We start from the raw sequence: 15,770 nt of genomic DNA on the forward strand, positions 1-15,770 counted from the left end.
TTACTCTGATCGCACCTATCGCAATGGACGAAGGTCTGCGCTTCGCAATCCGTGAAGGTGGCCGTACCGTTGGTGCTGGTGTTGTTGCTAAGATCATTGCTTAATTAGCAAAGGTTTAATCAACACGAAAAAAGGGAGCTCAGGCTCCCTTTTTGTATTTTTAAGACTCTGCTACAGCTCTTTTATCCCCTGGCTCTGATTGCTCCGGCCAAACCCCCGCTGCTAACCGCTTATCTTTTCTACATATTCTGTAGGCGCTATTTTGCTCATTATTGATAACTAATTCATCTAGCAAAGAGACGGAACAGAAGTAGTAATGCTAACTGTTCTCGTTTATATTTGAGTCAGATTAGTAGTAGAGAGTTGTTATGTACGTTTGCCTGTGTCACGGAATTTCTGACAAAAAGATTGTGAAATTGGTAGAAGAGGAAGGTGTATCAGATATCCGTGGGATCAAAGCGATCACCCCTCTCGGTTCTCAATGCGGTAAGTGTATTCGCCAGGCAAAAGGGATCATTCAACATGTGGTTCTGGAGCGGGATACTGCTCAGGATATTACAGTGATTGACATTACTGAGGTTACGCTCAAAAAAGCGAGCTAATCTTGGGTTTAACAGCGTCTCTTTTTTGACACTCTTCAGATCGGTTCTAAGCTTAAAGGGACCGAGAGAGGAGTGTTAGCTAATGAAAGCCGATCCGAAAATTATTCAACATCTCAATAAAATCCTGGGCAATGAACTGGTGGCAATCAACCAGTATTTCCTCCATGCCCGTATGTACAAGGATTGGGGCCTCAAACATCTTGCCGACAAGGAATACCACGAATCTATCGATGAAATGAATCATGCCGATCATTTGATTGAACGGATCCTGTTTCTGGAGGGAATTCCGAATCTCCAGGACTTGGGTAAGCTGCGTATTGGCGAAGATACCAAAGAAATGCTCGAGTGTGACCTCTCTCTGGAAATGGATGCCATTCCGGATTTACGGGACGCAATTCAGTACGCTGAAGAGGTACGGGATTATGTCTCCCGGGATCTATTCCAGGACATTCTGGAAGACGAAGAAGAGCATGTCGACTGGCTGGAAACTCAGCTCGGTTTGATCGAGCGCATGGGTATCAACAACTATAATCAGGCCCAGATTGTAGACGATGAGTAGTCAGCTCTGGTCAGAACTAATACAGCCCAATTCACTAAGCTGTTATGGCCTTCATTTATCACAAGACGTAATAGATGAAGGCTTTTTTCATTTTGCTGCTTAATTTCCCATCATCCCTTGCCTTTCATTTTGTGATCGGTATAATGCCCGGCACTGTCTCGAGAAGACGGTTGTGAACCAATAAGCGTTGAGGAAGGAATCAGTTCTCTGATTCGGTAATGTATACTCTGACTTATGTTCGCAGTCATTAAATTGGCTGACAATGCGCCCAAAAGGGGTGCTACGTTCACATAAATCAATCGGCATTCTCTCGTCTTAACGAGTTTGAGTGGCGATATTGTTTGTGTAAATTTTTTTGAATTGGAGCTCTGTCTCATGCAGAACCAACGTATTCGTATCCGCCTGAAGGCTTTCGATCACCGTTTGATCGATCAGTCTACTGCGGAGATCGTTGAAACAGCTAAGCGTACTGGCGCGCAGGTTCGTGGTCCAATCCCACTGCCTACTCGTAAAGAGCGTTTCACTGTTCTTATTTCTCCACACGTGAATAAGGACGCCCGTGATCAGTACGAAATCCGTACCCACAAGCGCCTTATCGACATCGTTGAGCCAACAGACAAAACTGTTGATGCTCTGATGCGTCTGGATCTAGCTGCTGGCGTTGATGTACAGATCAGCCTAGGTTAAGGGGAGATAAGAGAATGATTGGTCTAATCGGTCGTAAAGTGGGCATGACCCGCATCTTTACCGAAGATGGCGCTTCTATCCCAGTTACTGTGGTTGAAGTAGAAAATAACCGTGTTACTCAGGTTAAATCTGTAGACACTGATGGTTATAACGCTATCCAGGTTACCGCTGGTGCTAAGAAAGCAAGCCGCGTAAACAAAGCTGAAGCTGGTCACTTTGCGAAAGCAGGTGTTGAAGCTGGCCGCGGTTTGTGGGAATTCCGCCTGGACAATGGTGAAGAGTTCGCAGTAGGCGCTGAGCTGAACGTAGAACTGTTCAACGAAATTAAGAAAGTAGACGTTACTGGCACTTCAAAGGGTAAAGGTTTCCAGGGCGCTGTTAAGCGTTGGAACTTCCGTACTCAAGATATGAGCCACGGTAACTCCTTGTCTCACCGTGCTCCTGGTTCTATCGGTCAATGTCAGACTCCAGGTCGCGTATTTAAAGGCAAGAAAATGGCTGGTCACATGGGTGCTGAGCGTGTAACGACTCAAAACCTAGAGATCGTACGTGTTGACGCTGAGCGCAACCTGCTTCTGATCAAAGGTGCAGTACCAGGCGCAACTGGCGGCAACGTGATCGTAAAACCAGCTGTTAAAGCGTAACGTCGAGGAGTTAGTAATGGAATTGGTAGTCAAAGGCGCTGATGCGCTAGCTGTCTCCGAAACTACTTTTGGGCGTGAGTTTAACGAAGCGCTGGTGCACCAAGTAGTTGTTGCGTATGCAGCAGGTGCCCGTCAAGGTACTCGTGCACAAAAGACCCGTTCTGACGTATCTGGTGGCGGTGCTAAGCCATGGCGTCAAAAGGGTACTGGTCGTGCCCGTGCGGGTACCATCCGTAGCCCATTGTGGCGTACAGGTGGTGTAACTTTCGCAGCTCGTCCACAGGACCACAGCCAGAAAGTTAACAAGAAAATGTACCGCGGTGCGATGAAGTGCATCCTGTCTGAGCTGGTTCGTCAAGAGCGTCTGATCGTTGTTGATAACTTCTCAGTAGAAGCACCAAAAACTAAAGAGTTGGCTGCAAAGCTGAAAGAACTGGAACTGAACGATGTTCTGATCGTGACCGGTGAACTGGATGAGAATCTGTTCCTGGCAGCACGCAACCTGTACAAGGTTGACGTTCGCGATGCCGCTGCAATCGACCCAGTTAGCTTGATCGCATTCGACAAAGTAGTGATGACTGCTGCGGCAGTTAAGCAAGTTGAGGAGATGCTGGCATGATCACCGAAGAGCGTATCCTAAAAGTTCTGCGTGCTCCGCACATCTCTGAAAAAGCGACCATGGCTGCTGAGAACGGTAACACTATCGTTTTCAAAGTAGCGATGACCGCAACGAAGCGTGAGATCAAAGCGGCAGTTGAAAAACTGTTCGAGGTTGAAGTTAAGTCTGTAAATACTCTGATTGCTAAAGGTAAAACTAAGCGTCAAGGTATGCGCCAAGGCCGTCGTAGTGACTGGAAGAAAGCGTACGTGATCCTGAAAGAAGGTCAAGACATCGACTTCGCTGGTAGTGCAGAGTAAGGCTAGGAGCAAAGAAGAATGGCTATTGTAAAATGTAAGCCGACTTCCCCAGGTCGTCGCCACGTTGTTAAAGTGGTTAACTCTGACCTGCATAAGGGTAAGCCGTATGCACCACTTCTAGAGAAAAACTCTAAGACTGGTGGTCGTAACAATAACGGTCGTATTACTGTTCGTCACATCGGTGGTGGTAACAAACAACATTACCGTCTGATTGACTTTAAGCGTAATAAAGATGGTATCCCAGCGAAAGTTGAGCGTCTGGAATACGATCCAAACCGTAGCGCAAACATCGCTCTGGTTCTTTACGCAGATGGTGAGCGTCGTTACATCATTGCACCAAAAGGCATCCAAGCTGGTGATACTATCCAGTCTGGTTCAGATGCTGCGATCAAAGTAGGTAACACCCTGCCAATGCGCAACATCCCAGTAGGTTCAACTGTACACTGTGTTGAACTGAAGCCTGGTAAAGGTGCTCAGCTGGCTCGTTCAGCTGGTACTTACGCACAAATCGTAGCTCGTGCTGGCGCATACGTAACTATTCGTCTGCGTTCTGGCGAAATGCGTAAAGTTCTTGCCGAAGGTCGTGCGACTCTGGGTGAGGTTGGTAACGGTGAGCATATGCTGCGTGAACTGGGTAAAGCCGGTGCTTCACGTTGGCGTGGTGTTCGTCCAACCGTACGTGGTGTTGTAATGAACCCAATCGACCACCCACACGGTGGTGGTGAAGGTCGTACTTCTGGTGGTCGTCACCCAGTGACACCATGGGGCGTACCGACTAAGGGTTACAAAACTCGTAAGAACAAACGTACCGACAAGTACATCGTACGTCGTCGTAATAAGTAATTTATATCAGAGGATAAGCCATGCCACGTTCTCTCAAGAAAGGTCCTTTTATTGACCTGCACTTGCTGAAGAAGGTAGAGAAAGCGGTGGAAAGCGGTGACAAGAAGCCTGTTAAGACTTGGTCCCGTCGCTCAATGATCATCCCTCAGATGATCGGTTTGACCATCGCTGTCCATAATGGTCGTCAGCACGTACCCGTTTTCGTTTCTGAAGAAATGATCGGTCACAAGCTGGGCGAATTTGCACCAACACGTACTTATCGCGGCCACGCTGCAGATAAGAAAGCTAAGAAGCGCTAAGAGGAGTATAGGTAATGGAAGCTATCGCTAAACATCGCTTTGCTCGCATCTCACCGCAGAAAGCTCGTTTGGTTGCGGATCAAGTGCGCGGTAAAACGGTTGCACAAGCTCTGGAAATTCTGACTTTCAGCAACAAAAAAGCTGCTGACCTGGTTAAGAAGGTTCTGGAATCCGCTATCGCTAATGCTGAGCACAACGAAGGCGCAGACATCGATGACTTGAATGTTGCGAAAATCTTCGTTGATGAAGGCCCAACCATGAAGCGTATTATGCCTCGTGCTAAAGGCCGTGCCGATCGCATCTTGAAGCGTTCTAGCCACATCACTGTTGTTGTAGCGGATCGCTAAGAGAGTAGGAGACAAAGCAATGGGTCAAAAAGTACATCCTAATGGTATTCGTCTTGGCATCGTGAAGCCTTGGAATACCACTTGGTATGCTAACAGCAACGAATTCGCTGACAACCTAGACGGCGACTTCAAGGTACGTCAATTCCTGACTAAGGAATTAGCAAAAGCGTCTCTGTCTCGTATCGTTATCGAGCGTCCTGCTAAGAGCATTCGTGTAACCATTCACACTGCTCGTCCAGGCGTTGTTATCGGTAAGAAAGGCGAAGATGTTGAGAAACTGCGCGCTCGCGTTGCTAAGATCGCTGGTGTTCCAGCTCAGATCAACATCGCCGAAGTACGTAAGCCAGAGCTGGATGCACAGCTTGTTGGTGACAGCATCGCTTCTCAGCTTGAGCGCCGTGTTATGTTCCGTCGCGCTATGAAGCGTGCGGTACAGAATGCTATGCGTCTGGGCGCTAAAGGCATCAAAGTTGAAGTAAGTGGCCGTCTGGGCGGCGCTGAAATTGCACGTACCGAGTGGTACCGTGAAGGCCGTGTGCCTTTGCACACTCTGCGTGCTGACATTGATTATGCGACTTCTTCCGCTCACACCCAATACGGTGTAATTGGTATCAAAACTTGGATCTTCAAAGGCGAAGTTCTGGGTGGTATGCCAGTTGAAGAGCCTAAGGCTGATAACAAGCCTAAGAAGCAACGCAAAGGCCGTAAATAAGGAGTTTATTGATGCTGCAACCTAAACGCACTAAATTCCGCAAGACTCATAAGGGTCGTAACCGCGGTCTGGCGAACGGTACTGATGTAAGCTTCGGTACTTTCGGTCTGAAAGCAGTTGGCCGTGGCCGTATTACTGCTCGTCAGATCGAGGCTGCTCGTCGTGCTATGACTCGTCATATCAAACGTCAGGGCCAAATCTGGATTCGTATCTTCCCGGACAAGCCTATTACAAGCAAGCCGTTGGAAGTTCGTCAGGGTAAGGGTAAAGGTAACGTTGAGTACTGGGTAGCCCAAATCCAACCAGGTAAAGTTCTTTATGAAATGGATGGTGTTTCAGAAGATCTTGCTCGCGAAGCCTTTAAACTGGCCGCGCGTAAGCTTCCTGTAAAAACCACTTTCGTAACTAAGGCGGTGATGTGATGAATGCACAAGATCTGCGCGCAAAAAGCGTTGAAGAACTGAATGCTGAGCTTGTGAACCTGCTGCGTGAGCAGTTCAACCTGCGTATGCAGGCTGCGACTGGCCAACTGCAACAGACTCACACTCTGAAAGCAGTACGTCGCGATATCGCACGTGTTAAAACCGTTCTGAATGAGAAGGCTGGCGCATAATGAGCGAGAAAATTCGTACTCAGCAGGGTCGTGTTGTTAGCGACAAGATGGACAAGTCTATCGTGGTTGCTATCGAGCGTTTCGTGAAGCACCCAATCTATGGTAAGTTCATCAAACGTACGACTAAACTGCACGCTCACGATGAGAACAACGAGTGTGGCATTGGCGACACAGTTGAGATCAGTGAGTGTCGTCCACTGTCTAAGAAAAAATCTTGGACTTTGGTACGCGTTGTTGAGAAAGCGCGCGTTTAAGCGAGCTTTAGCAACTACATAACTGAGCGGCCCCTGAAAAAATGGGGCCGTTTATTTTTTATCTACCCATTCTCAAAAAATGGTGTTATTATTCGCCGCCCTTGTAATAAAGGCGAATTCGACCCGAGATGGGTCTAGATGTTTTTGATAAGCGGAGCACTAACATGATCCAAATGCAAAGTATGCTAGATGCAGCCGATAACTCCGGCGCTCGTAGCGTAATGTGTATTAAGGTTCTGGGTGGTTCTCACCGTCGCTATGCACATATCGGTGACATCATCAAAGTTACTGTCAAGGAAGCAATTCCTCGCGGTAAAGTGAAAAAAGGTGATGTACTGAAAGCGGTGGTTGTGCGCACCCGTAAAGGCGTTCGTCGTCCAGACGGCTCTGTCATTCGCTTCGACCGTAATGCTTGCGTATTGCTGAACAACAATACAGAGCAACCAATCGGTACTCGTATCTTTGGCCCAGTGACTCGTGAACTTCGCTCTGCGAAATTCATGAAAATTGTTTCACTAGCGCCAGAAGTACTGTAAGGAGTGACGAAAATGGCAGCTAAAATCCGTCGTAACGACGAAGTTATCGTTCTTACTGGTAAAGATAAAGGTAAGAAAGGTAAAGTATCTAAGGTCCTGGCAACTGGTAAAATCGTTGTTGAAGGTATCAACCTGGTTAAAAAACACCAAAAGCCTGTACCGGCTATGGGTATCCAGGGTGGCATCGTTGAACAAGAAGCAGCTCTTGATGCTTCTAACGTTGCAATCTTCAACGCGGCAACTGGTAAAGCTGACCGTGTAGGCTTCCGATTTGAAGACGGCAAAAAAGTGCGTTTCTTCAAATCTAATGGCGAAACTATCAAGTAATTTTGGAGTAGTACTATGGCGAAACTGCATGATTACTACAAAGAGTCTGTTGTAAAAGAACTTGCTGACAAGTTCGAGTACAAGAGCATCATGCAAGTCCCAAGGATCGAAAAGATCACCCTGAACATGGGTGTCGGTGAAGCCTTGAACGACAAGAAGCTGTTGGAAAACGCAGCTGCTGATATGGCCGCAATTACAGGTCAAAAGCCGCTGGTTACCAAAGCTCGTAAGTCTGTTGCTGGCTTTAAGATCCGTGAGGGCTACCCGATCGGCTGTAAAGTAACCCTGCGTGGCGAACGTATGTGGGACTTTTTCGAACGTCTGATCTCTATTGCTGTACCGCGTATCCGTGATTTCCGTGGTTTGAACCCGAAATCATTTGACGGTCGTGGTAACTATAGCATGGGCGTTCGTGAGCAGATTATCTTCCCAGAGATCGATTTCGATAAAGTAGATCGTGTACGTGGTTTAGACATCACAATCACAACTACTGCGAACTCTGACGAAGAAGCTCGTGCTCTGCTGTCTGCTTTTAACTTCCCATTCCGTAAGTAAAAAGTAAGGGTTACTAATGGCTAAAGAATCTATGAAGGCACGTGAAGTAAAACGTGCCAAGCTGGTAGCAAAGTACGCTGAAAAGCGTGCCGCGCTTAAAGCTCTAATTAGCGACGTGAATGCGTCTGAAGAAGAACGCTGGGATGCAGTGCTCAAGCTTCAGTCTCTACCACGTGATTCAAGTCCATCTCGTCAGCGTAATCGCTGTAACCAGACTGGACGCCCACACGGGTACCTGCGTAAGTTTGGTCTGTCCCGTATCAAGGTTCGTGAAGCTTGCATGAAAGGCGAGATTCCGGGTCTGCGTAAGGCTAGCTGGTAATTTATTACCAATTAAGAATCACGGAGTATTGACTTATGAGCATGCAAGATCCGATTTCGGATATGCTGACCCGCATTCGTAACGGTCAGGCAGCGAAGAAAGTTGCTGTTAAAATGCCATCTTCTAAGTTGAAAGTTGCCATTGCAGCTTTGCTGAAAGAAGAAGGTTTTGTGGCTGACTACGCCGTTTCCGGCGAAGTTAAGCCTGAACTCGAAGTTACTCTGAAGTACTTCGAGACTAAAGCTGTAATTGAGCAAATCCAGCGCGTTTCACGTCCTGGCCTGCGTATCTACAAGAAAAAAGATGCGCTGCCGACTGTGATGGGTGGCCTGGGTATTGCCGTTGTGTCCACTTCCAAGGGTCTGATGACTGACCGTGCTGCTCGTAAAGCAGGTCTTGGTGGTGAGATTATCTGCTACGTAGCTTAATAGGAGTAGGAAAATGTCACGTGTTGCAAAAGCACCTGTAGTTGTTCCTGCCGGCGTAGAAGTTAAACTCAACGGTCAGGAAATCACTGTAAAAGGTGGTAAGGGTGAACTGGTTCGTGTAATCAACGAAGCAGTTGTACTAACCCAGGAAGAAAACACCATTAAGTTCGGTCCTCGCGACGGCTTCAACGATGCTTGGGCACAGGCTGGTACAGCTCGTGCACTGGTTAACAACATGGTTGTTGGTGTTACTGAAGGCTTTACTAAGAAGCTGATCCTTAAGGGTGTAGGTTATCGTGCTGCCATTAAAGGCAACGCTGTTGGCCTGACTCTGGGCTTCTCACACCCAGTTGAGCATGAACTGCCTGCAGGTATTAAAGCTGAGTGTCCAACTCAAACTGAAATCGTACTGACTGGTACTGATAAGCAGTTGATTGGCCAAGTCGCTGCAGACATTCGCGCTTACCGTAGCCCTGAGCCTTACAAAGGTAAAGGTGTTCGTTACGCCGACGAAGTCGTGCGTATTAAAGAAGCTAAGAAGAAGTAAGGTAACACTATGGATAAGAAAGCATCTCGTATCCGTCGTGCGACCAGAGCACGTCGTAAGATTGCTGAACTGGGTGCAACTCGCTTGGTAGTACACCGTACTCCACGCCATGTGTACGCTCAGGTAATCGCACCAAATGGCTCCGAGGTTATCGCTGCCGCTTCTACCGTAGAAAAAGCGATCCGTGAGCAAGTGAAGAGCACCGGTAACAAAGACGCTGCTGCAGTTGTGGGTAAAATCATCGCTGAGCGCGCGATTGAAAAAGGCATCTCTAACGTTGCATTCGATCGTTCCGGTTTCCAATACCACGGCCGCGTGGCTGCACTGGCAGAAGCTGCCCGTGAAGCTGGTCTGAAATTCTAAGGTAGGCGGAAGATGGCTAACGAAAAAACTCAATCAGATCTGCATGAAAAGCTGATCGCTGTTAACCGTGTATCTAAGACGGTTAAAGGTGGTCGTATTTTCAGCTTTACCGCGCTGACTGTTGTTGGTGATGGTAATGGTCGCGTTGGTTTCGGTTACGGCAAAGCACGTGAAGTGCCTGCTGCAATCCAGAAAGCAATGGAAAAAGCACGTCGTAACATGGTTACAGTTGCCCTGAACGAAGGTACTCTGCACCACGCTGTTAAAGGTCGCCACACCGGTTCTAAGGTGTACATGCAACCTGCATCAGAAGGTACTGGTATCATCGCCGGTGGTGCAATGCGTGCAGTGCTGGAAGTCGCTGGCGTGCATAACGTACTGGCTAAAGCATACGGTTCTACAAACCCAATCAATATCGTTCGCGCGACTATTGATGGTTTGAGTGGTATGAACTCTCCAGAAATGATCGCTGCTAAGCGTGGTCTTTCTGTTAAAGAAATTCTGGAGTAATCGACATGGCTAAAACTATCAAAGTAACTCAGACTCGTAGCTCTATCGGTCGTTTGCCGAAGCATAAAGCTACACTGCGTGGCTTGGGCCTACGTCGCATCAACCACACTGTTGAGCTGGAAGATACTGCTTGCGTACGCGGCATGATCAACCAGGTTCATTACATGGTTAAAGTAGAGGAGTAATCAGAATGCGTTTGAATACTCTATCTCCGGCTGCGGGTTCTAAGCCTTCTGCGAAGCGCGTAGGCCGTGGTATCGGTTCAGGCCTGGGTAAAACTTGTGGCCGTGGTCACAAAGGTCAGAAATCACGTTCTGGTGGTTCTGTTCGCCCAGGTTTCGAAGGCGGTCAAATGCCTTTGAAACAGCGTCTACCAAAATTCGGTTTTACTTCTCGCAAGAGCTTGGTAACAGCTGAAGTTCGTCTGTCAGAACTGGCGAAAGTTGAAGGTGACGTAGTAAGTCTGGAAACACTGAAAGCTGCAAACGTGATCACTAAGAACATGGAAACTGTAAAAGTTGTTCTGTCTGGTGAGATCAACCGCGCTGTCACAGTGAAAGGCTTACGCGTAACTAAAGGCGCTAAAGCTGCGATCGAAGCTGCAGGCGGTAAAATCGAGGAATAATTAACTCGAGGATGAGGTACAGATGGCTAAACAACCAGGACAAGATTTTAGTAGCGCAAAAGGTGGCCTAGCAGAGCTTAAGACTCGTCTGCTATTTGTAATAGGGGCTATCTTAATTTTCCGAGCTGGCTCTTTTGTGCCTATTCCTGGTATTGACGCTGCTGTACTAGCCGATCTGTTCGAACAGCAAAAGGGTACCATCATTGAGCTGTTTAACATGTTCTCTGGTGGTGCACTTGAGCGTGCATCCATTTTAGCACTGGGCATTATGCCGTATATTTCGGCCTCGATTATTGTTCAGTTGCTAACGGTTGTTCATCCGGCTTTAGCCGAGTTGAAGAAAGAAGGTGAGTCTGGTCGCCGTAAGATCAGCCAGTATACTCGCTATGGCACGCTTGTGTTGGCAACCTTCCAAGCAATTGGTATTGCGACGGGGTTACCAAGTATGATCCCTGGCCTGGTACATAACCCAGGCCTTGGTTTCTACTTTGTTGCGGTCGTAAGTTTGGTCACCGGTACCATGTTCTTAATGTGGTTAGGTGAACAGATTACAGAACGTGGCATTGGTAACGGTATATCTTTGATTATATTCACAGGTATCGTTGCAGGATTGCCACCAGCTATTGGACAGACCGTAGAGCAAGCGCGTCAAGGTGAATTGCACGTACTTCTTCTACTGTTAATTGCAGTAATTTCTTTTGCTGTAATCTATTTTGTAGTGTTCATGGAACGTGGTCAGCGTCGTATCGTCGTTAACTACGCCAAACGCCAGCAAGGCCGTCGTGTCTATGCAGGCCAGAGCACTCATCTGCCATTGAAGATTAATATGGCAGGTGTGATTCCAGCAATTTTTGCATCCAGTATCATTCTTTTCCCTGGCACACTGGCTCAGTGGTTCGGTGGAAACGGAGAAGGTACTTTTGGTTTCCTGACTGACGTGTCTCTGGCACTTAGTCCTGGTCAGCCACTGTACGTTATGCTGTATGCCGCTGCGATTATCTTCTTCTGTTTCTTCTATACCGCGTTGGTGTTTAACCCGCGTGAAACAGCAGATAACCTGAAGAAATCCGGTGCGTTCATACCTGGTATTCGTCCGGGCGAGCAGACTGCGAAGTACATTGATAAAGTGATGACACGCCTGACTTTGGCTGGTGCGTTGTACATTACCTTTATCTGTCTGATCCCCGAGTTCATGATGATTGCTTGGAACGTTCGCTTCTACTTTGGCGGTACGTCACTACTGATTGTAGTTGTGGTTATTATGGACTTCATGGCTCAAGTTCAGACACACCTGATGTCTCAACAGTATGAGTCGGTTTTGAAAAAGGCTAATCTTAAAGGCTACGGCCGATAAGCTTGGTTATCCATTTACGGAGTTTAGCAATGAAAGTTCGTGCTTCCGTTAAGAAAATCTGCCGTAACTGTAAAGTTATCAAGCGCAACGGTGTTGTGCGTGTAATTTGCAGTGAGCCAAAGCATAAGCAACGCCAAGGCTAACCAGCAGAAATATTTCTTGCAAATTGAAGGTAGGTTGGCTAAATTAGCCAACCATCTTTTGTGTGTGCAAAAGAATTGTGACACCGCTGCGTATCCTAAACGGGCTTTGCAGCGGTTATTCTTGATAAGTACTAGGAGTGAATAGTGGCCCGTATTGCAGGCATTAACATTCCTGATCAAAAGCATGCTGTAATCGCACTGACTGCGATTTATGGCATCGGTAAAACTCGTTCAAAAGCTATTCTGGCTGATGTGGGTATTGCTGAAAATGTTAAGATCAGTGAACTAACTGAAGAGCAGATCGATCAACTGCGTGATGGTGTAGCTAAGTACACTGTAGAAGGTGATCTACGTCGTGAAGTTTCCATGAACATCAAGCGCCTAATGGATCTTGGTTGTTACCGTGGTCTTCGTCATCGTCGCAGTCTACCTCTACGTGGACAGCGTACTAAAACCAACGCTCGTACCCGTAAGGGTCCGCGCAAGCCGATCAAAAAATAATCGGATAAGGTAGAGTACAATGGCAAAACAACCAACTCGCGCTCGTAAGCGCGTACGCAAGCAAGTTGCTGATGGCGTAGCGCACATCCACGCTTCTTTCAACAACACAATCGTTACCATTACTGACCGTCAAGGTAATGCTCTGGCTTGGGCAACTGCCGGTGGTTCAGGTTTCCGTGGTTCTCGTAAATCTACACCGTTTGCTGCACAGGTTGCTGCTGAGCGTTGTGGTGAAATGGCCAAAGAATATGGCGTTAAGAACCTGGAAGTTATGGTTAAGGGCCCAGGTCCTGGTCGTGAGTCAACAATCCGTGCTCTGAATGCAGCGGGTTTCCGTATCACTAACATTGTTGATGCGACTCCGATCCCTCATAACGGTTGTCGTCCACCTAAGAAACGTCGCGTATAACGTTTCGTTTCTAGGAATATTGGAGAAAGAACATGGCAAGATATTTGGGTCCTAAGCTGAAGCTTAGCCGTCGTGAAGGCACTGACTTATTCCTTAAGTCTGGTGTTCGCGCGATTGATACCAAGTGTAAAATTGATAACGCGCCGGGCCAGCACGGTGCCCGTCGTGGCCGCCTGTCTGACTATGGCGTTCAGCTTCGCGAGAAGCAGAAAGTTCGTCGTACTTATGGCGTACTGGAAAAGCAATTCCGTAACTACTACAAAGAAGCTGCTCGCCTGAAAGGCAACACAGGTGAAAACCTGCTGCAACTTCTGGAAGGTCGTCTGGATAATGTTGTTTACCGCATGGGCTTTGGCGCAACTCGCGCTGAATCACGTCAGCTGGTAAGCCACAAAGCGATCCTGGTTAATGGTCAAGTCGTTAACATCCCATCTTTCCAGGTGGCTGCAAACGACGTTGTTAGCATTCGTGAGAAAGCTAAAAACCAAGCACGCATCAAAGCAGCTCTTGAAGTTGCTACTCAGCGTGAACTGCCGACTTGGGTCGAAGTAGACAGCAACAAAATGGAAGGTACCTTTAAGCGTCTTCCAGAGCGTTCTGATTTGTCTGCCGACATCAACGAACACCTGATCGTCGAGCTTTACTCTAAGTAAGGCTATAGTTAAGAGAGGACACAATGCAGGGTTCTGTAACAGAATTTCTTAAGCCGCGTCTTGTTGATATTGAACAAGTTAATACGACGCATGCAAAAGTAACTCTTGAGCCTCTGGAGCGCGGTTTTGGCCACACTCTAGGCAATGCTCTACGTCGTATTCTTCTGTCATCTATGCCAGGTTGCGCAGTGACTGAAGTAGAAATCGACGGTGTGTTACACGAGTACAGCACCAAAGAGGGAGTCCAAGAGGACGTTCTTGAAATCCTATTGAACCTGAAAGGCCTGGCCGTTAAGGTTGAAGGGAAAGACGAAGTCATCTTGAGCCTCAGTAAATCTGGTGCAGGCCCTGTTGTTGCAGGTGACATCACCCATGATGGTGATGTTGAGATTGCGAACCCAGAGCACGTGATCTGCCATTTGACTGATGATAATGCTGATATCAGCATGCGCATCAAGGTAGAACGTGGTCGCGGCTATGTACCAGCATCTGCTCGTATTCACAGTGATGAAGACGAGCGTCCAATTGGTCGTTTGTTAGTTGATGCAACTTTCAGCCCAGTTGATCGTATCGCTTACTCAGTCGAGGCTGCGCGTGTTGAACAGCGCACTGACCTTGATAAGCTAGTTATCGATATGGAGACCAATGGTACTCTTGATCCTGAGGAAGCGATTCGTCGTGCTGCCACTATTCTGGCAGAACAACTTGACGCATTCGTAGATCTGCGTGATGTACGAGTTCCTGAAGAGAAAGAAGAGAAGCCGGAGTTCGATCCGATCCTACTGCGTCCTGTAGACGATCTTGAACTAACTGTTCGCTCTGCTAACTGTTTGAAAGCAGAAGCGATCCACTACATCGGTGATCTTGTTCAGCGTACTGAGGTTGAGCTACTGAAAACGCCAAACCTGGGTAAGAAGTCTTTGACCGAAATCAAAGACGTGCTGGCTTCACGTGGTCTGTCTCTGGGTATGCGCCTGGAAAACTGGCCGCCAGCATCTATCGCTGAAGATTAATAGTTACTGATATCTAGTTAGAAGGATTAGGTCATGCGCCATCGTAAGAGTGGTCGTCAACTCAACCGCAACAGCAGTCATCGCAAAGCGATGTTCAGCAACATGGCTAGCTCTCTGGTACGTCACGAGCTTATCAAGACTACCTTGCCTAAGGCAAAAGAGCTGCGTCGCGTAATTGAGCCTTTGATTACCCTAGCTAAGACTGACAGTGTAGCTAACCGTCGTCTGGCATTTGCACGCACTCGTGATAACGAAGTCGTTGCTAAACTGTTTAACGAATTAGGTCCACGTTTTGCTCAGCGTCCAGGCGGTTACACTCGCATTATGAAATGCGGTTTCCGTGCTGGCGATAAAGCCCCTATGGCTTACATTGAGCTGGTAGACCGTCCTGAAGCTCAGGAAGAAGCTGCTGCTGAATAAGCATTAGTTTAAAAACGTAAGAAAGCCGGGCATTGCCCGGCTTTTTTTATAGCTATATTTCACTGAAATATCTGCTATGGCATTTCAGGACTGGATGATTATGCCTTTAACCACAGTTGTTTTGGTCAATATTTCTACTGTTCTTCTTTTTCTTCTCCCACAACTTTCTTCTTTTACTGCCATATTCTTTGTTTTTATCCACACTGAGAATCTATCAGCCCTGATGATTCAGAGTGTTTCTGTTGAATTATTGTGCGTTTTGTTTGCCTGTGAGTGAAAAGTGTTCGTTTGGTGTTTTTTTCTGTTTTTTTACTTGTCATGCGGTTCTGACTCTCTATAATGCCGCCTCACTGACACGGCAGAGCAGCAAAACTGAAACGCTAGGCAGTGTAAGCGGTTAGAAAAACAAATTGAAAAAAGTGTTTGACACTTCACTTTGATTGGTTAGAATGGCCGCCCGTTTCGAGAGGTAAGTCACAAAGACTTACTTAGAAACAAGCTCTTTAACAATTTGACCATGCAATCTGTGTGGGCACTCGACAATGATACAGTCATAAAAGATTTATCAGTGAACTGAGTGACCAAT

Annotated in this window: 31 protein-coding genes; all 31 read left to right on the forward strand. The window is 47.3% G+C overall.

The features are described 5' to 3' along the window. A partial coding sequence (locus H511_RS24355; RefSeq protein WP_476742055.1) for an EF-Tu C-terminal domain-related protein occupies positions 1 to 104 on the forward strand: 104 nt, incomplete at its 5' end. Positions 105 to 368: 264 nt separating this feature from the next. Beyond that, on the forward strand, positions 369 to 602 hold the full coding sequence (locus tag H511_RS24070; protein WP_051288013.1) for a (2Fe-2S)-binding protein: 234 nt from the start codon (positions 369 to 371) through the stop codon (positions 600 to 602). Positions 603 to 684: 82 nt separating this feature from the next. Then, entirely contained in the window at positions 685 to 1,161 is a 477-nt protein-coding gene (gene bfr, locus H511_RS0108565) for a bacterioferritin (protein WP_027251939.1), read from the forward strand. 375 nt (positions 1,162 to 1,536) lie between these two features. Continuing rightward, on the forward strand, positions 1,537 to 1,848 hold the full coding sequence (gene rpsJ, locus H511_RS0108570; RefSeq protein WP_005501283.1) for a 30S ribosomal protein S10: 312 nt from the start codon (positions 1,537 to 1,539) through the stop codon (positions 1,846 to 1,848). A 14-nt stretch (positions 1,849 to 1,862) separates the two neighbouring features. Beyond that, positions 1,863 to 2,492 (forward strand): 50S ribosomal protein L3, encoded by a 630-nt coding sequence (rplC, locus tag H511_RS0108575; RefSeq protein WP_027251940.1) that lies wholly within the window; start codon positions 1,863 to 1,865, stop codon positions 2,490 to 2,492. A gap of 16 nt (positions 2,493 to 2,508) precedes the next feature. Further along, the gene (gene rplD, locus H511_RS0108580) at positions 2,509 to 3,111 is read left to right on the forward strand and encodes a 50S ribosomal protein L4 (protein WP_027251941.1); all 603 of its coding nucleotides are present in this window, start codon (positions 2,509 to 2,511) and stop codon (positions 3,109 to 3,111) included. Continuing rightward, positions 3,108 to 3,410, forward strand: coding sequence for a 50S ribosomal protein L23 (rplW, locus tag H511_RS0108585; RefSeq protein ID WP_027251942.1), 303 nt, complete (start codon positions 3,108 to 3,110; stop codon positions 3,408 to 3,410). The genes rplD and rplW overlap by 4 nt, the downstream gene beginning before the upstream one ends. A gap of 18 nt (positions 3,411 to 3,428) precedes the next feature. Then, positions 3,429 to 4,253, forward strand: a complete 825-nt coding sequence (gene rplB / locus H511_RS0108590; RefSeq protein ID WP_027251943.1) for a 50S ribosomal protein L2 — start codon at positions 3,429 to 3,431, stop codon at positions 4,251 to 4,253. 20 nt (positions 4,254 to 4,273) lie between these two features. Next, positions 4,274 to 4,552, forward strand: coding sequence for a 30S ribosomal protein S19 (gene rpsS / locus H511_RS0108595; RefSeq protein ID WP_007469141.1), 279 nt, complete (start codon positions 4,274 to 4,276; stop codon positions 4,550 to 4,552). 14 nt (positions 4,553 to 4,566) lie between these two features. Further along, on the forward strand, positions 4,567 to 4,899 hold the full coding sequence (gene rplV / locus H511_RS0108600) for a 50S ribosomal protein L22 (RefSeq protein WP_027251944.1): 333 nt from the start codon (positions 4,567 to 4,569) through the stop codon (positions 4,897 to 4,899). A 19-nt stretch (positions 4,900 to 4,918) separates the two neighbouring features. Further along, positions 4,919 to 5,611: a 30S ribosomal protein S3 gene (rpsC, locus tag H511_RS0108605; RefSeq protein ID WP_027251945.1), complete on the forward strand. Its 693-nt coding sequence runs from the start codon at positions 4,919 to 4,921 to the stop codon at positions 5,609 to 5,611. Between the two features lie 11 nt (positions 5,612 to 5,622). Beyond that, the gene (gene rplP, locus H511_RS0108610; RefSeq protein ID WP_027251946.1) at positions 5,623 to 6,033 is read left to right on the forward strand and encodes a 50S ribosomal protein L16; all 411 of its coding nucleotides are present in this window, start codon (positions 5,623 to 5,625) and stop codon (positions 6,031 to 6,033) included. Further along, positions 6,033 to 6,224 carry a 50S ribosomal protein L29 gene (gene rpmC / locus H511_RS0108615; protein ID WP_027251947.1) on the forward strand — a complete coding sequence of 64 codons (192 nt, stop codon included), beginning with the start codon at positions 6,033 to 6,035 and terminating at the stop codon, positions 6,222 to 6,224. The genes rplP and rpmC overlap by 1 nt, the downstream gene beginning before the upstream one ends. Next, positions 6,224 to 6,478: a 30S ribosomal protein S17 gene (gene rpsQ / locus H511_RS0108620; protein WP_027251948.1), complete on the forward strand. Its 255-nt coding sequence runs from the start codon at positions 6,224 to 6,226 to the stop codon at positions 6,476 to 6,478. The genes rpmC and rpsQ overlap by 1 nt, the downstream gene beginning before the upstream one ends. Before the next feature lie 164 nt (positions 6,479 to 6,642). Then, the gene (rplN, locus tag H511_RS0108625) at positions 6,643 to 7,014 is read left to right on the forward strand and encodes a 50S ribosomal protein L14 (protein WP_027251949.1); all 372 of its coding nucleotides are present in this window, start codon (positions 6,643 to 6,645) and stop codon (positions 7,012 to 7,014) included. A 12-nt stretch (positions 7,015 to 7,026) separates the two neighbouring features. Continuing rightward, the gene (rplX, locus tag H511_RS0108630) at positions 7,027 to 7,341 is read left to right on the forward strand and encodes a 50S ribosomal protein L24 (protein ID WP_027251950.1); all 315 of its coding nucleotides are present in this window, start codon (positions 7,027 to 7,029) and stop codon (positions 7,339 to 7,341) included. A 15-nt stretch (positions 7,342 to 7,356) separates the two neighbouring features. Continuing rightward, positions 7,357 to 7,896 (forward strand): 50S ribosomal protein L5, encoded by a 540-nt coding sequence (gene rplE / locus H511_RS0108635; protein ID WP_027251951.1) that lies wholly within the window; start codon positions 7,357 to 7,359, stop codon positions 7,894 to 7,896. Between the two features lie 16 nt (positions 7,897 to 7,912). Continuing rightward, on the forward strand, positions 7,913 to 8,218 hold the full coding sequence (gene rpsN / locus H511_RS0108640) for a 30S ribosomal protein S14 (RefSeq protein WP_027251952.1): 306 nt from the start codon (positions 7,913 to 7,915) through the stop codon (positions 8,216 to 8,218). Positions 8,219 to 8,253: 35 nt separating this feature from the next. Beyond that, positions 8,254 to 8,646: a 30S ribosomal protein S8 gene (gene rpsH / locus H511_RS0108645; RefSeq protein WP_027251953.1), complete on the forward strand. Its 393-nt coding sequence runs from the start codon at positions 8,254 to 8,256 to the stop codon at positions 8,644 to 8,646. 13 nt (positions 8,647 to 8,659) lie between these two features. Next, complete coding sequence (gene rplF, locus H511_RS0108650) at positions 8,660 to 9,193, forward strand: 50S ribosomal protein L6 (protein WP_027251954.1); 534 nt, start codon at positions 8,660 to 8,662, stop codon at positions 9,191 to 9,193. Positions 9,194 to 9,202: 9 nt separating this feature from the next. Next, positions 9,203 to 9,556 (forward strand): 50S ribosomal protein L18, encoded by a 354-nt coding sequence (rplR, locus tag H511_RS0108655; protein WP_027251955.1) that lies wholly within the window; start codon positions 9,203 to 9,205, stop codon positions 9,554 to 9,556. Positions 9,557 to 9,568: 12 nt separating this feature from the next. Then, the gene (gene rpsE / locus H511_RS0108660) at positions 9,569 to 10,066 is read left to right on the forward strand and encodes a 30S ribosomal protein S5 (protein ID WP_027251956.1); all 498 of its coding nucleotides are present in this window, start codon (positions 9,569 to 9,571) and stop codon (positions 10,064 to 10,066) included. Positions 10,067 to 10,071: 5 nt separating this feature from the next. After that, positions 10,072 to 10,251, forward strand: a complete 180-nt coding sequence (gene rpmD, locus H511_RS0108665; RefSeq protein ID WP_027251957.1) for a 50S ribosomal protein L30 — start codon at positions 10,072 to 10,074, stop codon at positions 10,249 to 10,251. A gap of 5 nt (positions 10,252 to 10,256) precedes the next feature. Beyond that, complete coding sequence (gene rplO, locus H511_RS0108670) at positions 10,257 to 10,691, forward strand: 50S ribosomal protein L15 (protein ID WP_027251958.1); 435 nt, start codon at positions 10,257 to 10,259, stop codon at positions 10,689 to 10,691. Between the two features lie 22 nt (positions 10,692 to 10,713). Further along, on the forward strand, positions 10,714 to 12,045 hold the full coding sequence (gene secY, locus H511_RS0108675) for a preprotein translocase subunit SecY (protein ID WP_027251959.1): 1,332 nt from the start codon (positions 10,714 to 10,716) through the stop codon (positions 12,043 to 12,045). 29 nt (positions 12,046 to 12,074) lie between these two features. Further along, positions 12,075 to 12,188 carry a 50S ribosomal protein L36 gene (gene rpmJ, locus H511_RS24360; RefSeq protein WP_000868186.1) on the forward strand — a complete coding sequence of 38 codons (114 nt, stop codon included), beginning with the start codon at positions 12,075 to 12,077 and terminating at the stop codon, positions 12,186 to 12,188. A 144-nt stretch (positions 12,189 to 12,332) separates the two neighbouring features. Continuing rightward, positions 12,333 to 12,689, forward strand: a complete 357-nt coding sequence (gene rpsM / locus H511_RS0108680) for a 30S ribosomal protein S13 (RefSeq protein WP_027251960.1) — start codon at positions 12,333 to 12,335, stop codon at positions 12,687 to 12,689. A 19-nt stretch (positions 12,690 to 12,708) separates the two neighbouring features. After that, positions 12,709 to 13,098: a 30S ribosomal protein S11 gene (rpsK, locus tag H511_RS0108685; RefSeq protein ID WP_027251961.1), complete on the forward strand. Its 390-nt coding sequence runs from the start codon at positions 12,709 to 12,711 to the stop codon at positions 13,096 to 13,098. A gap of 32 nt (positions 13,099 to 13,130) precedes the next feature. Beyond that, on the forward strand, positions 13,131 to 13,751 hold the full coding sequence (gene rpsD / locus H511_RS0108690; protein WP_027251962.1) for a 30S ribosomal protein S4: 621 nt from the start codon (positions 13,131 to 13,133) through the stop codon (positions 13,749 to 13,751). A gap of 23 nt (positions 13,752 to 13,774) precedes the next feature. Further along, on the forward strand, positions 13,775 to 14,764 hold the full coding sequence (locus H511_RS0108695) for a DNA-directed RNA polymerase subunit alpha (protein ID WP_027251963.1): 990 nt from the start codon (positions 13,775 to 13,777) through the stop codon (positions 14,762 to 14,764). 33 nt (positions 14,765 to 14,797) lie between these two features. Then, a complete protein-coding gene (gene rplQ, locus H511_RS0108700) occupies positions 14,798 to 15,184 on the forward strand; it encodes a 50S ribosomal protein L17 (RefSeq protein ID WP_027251964.1) in 387 nt (128 codons plus the stop codon). The last annotated feature ends 586 nt before the right edge of the window (positions 15,185 to 15,770 follow it).

The organism is Photobacterium halotolerans DSM 18316, assembly GCF_000425165.1.
GTDB lineage: Bacteria > Pseudomonadota > Gammaproteobacteria > Enterobacterales > Vibrionaceae > Photobacterium > Photobacterium halotolerans.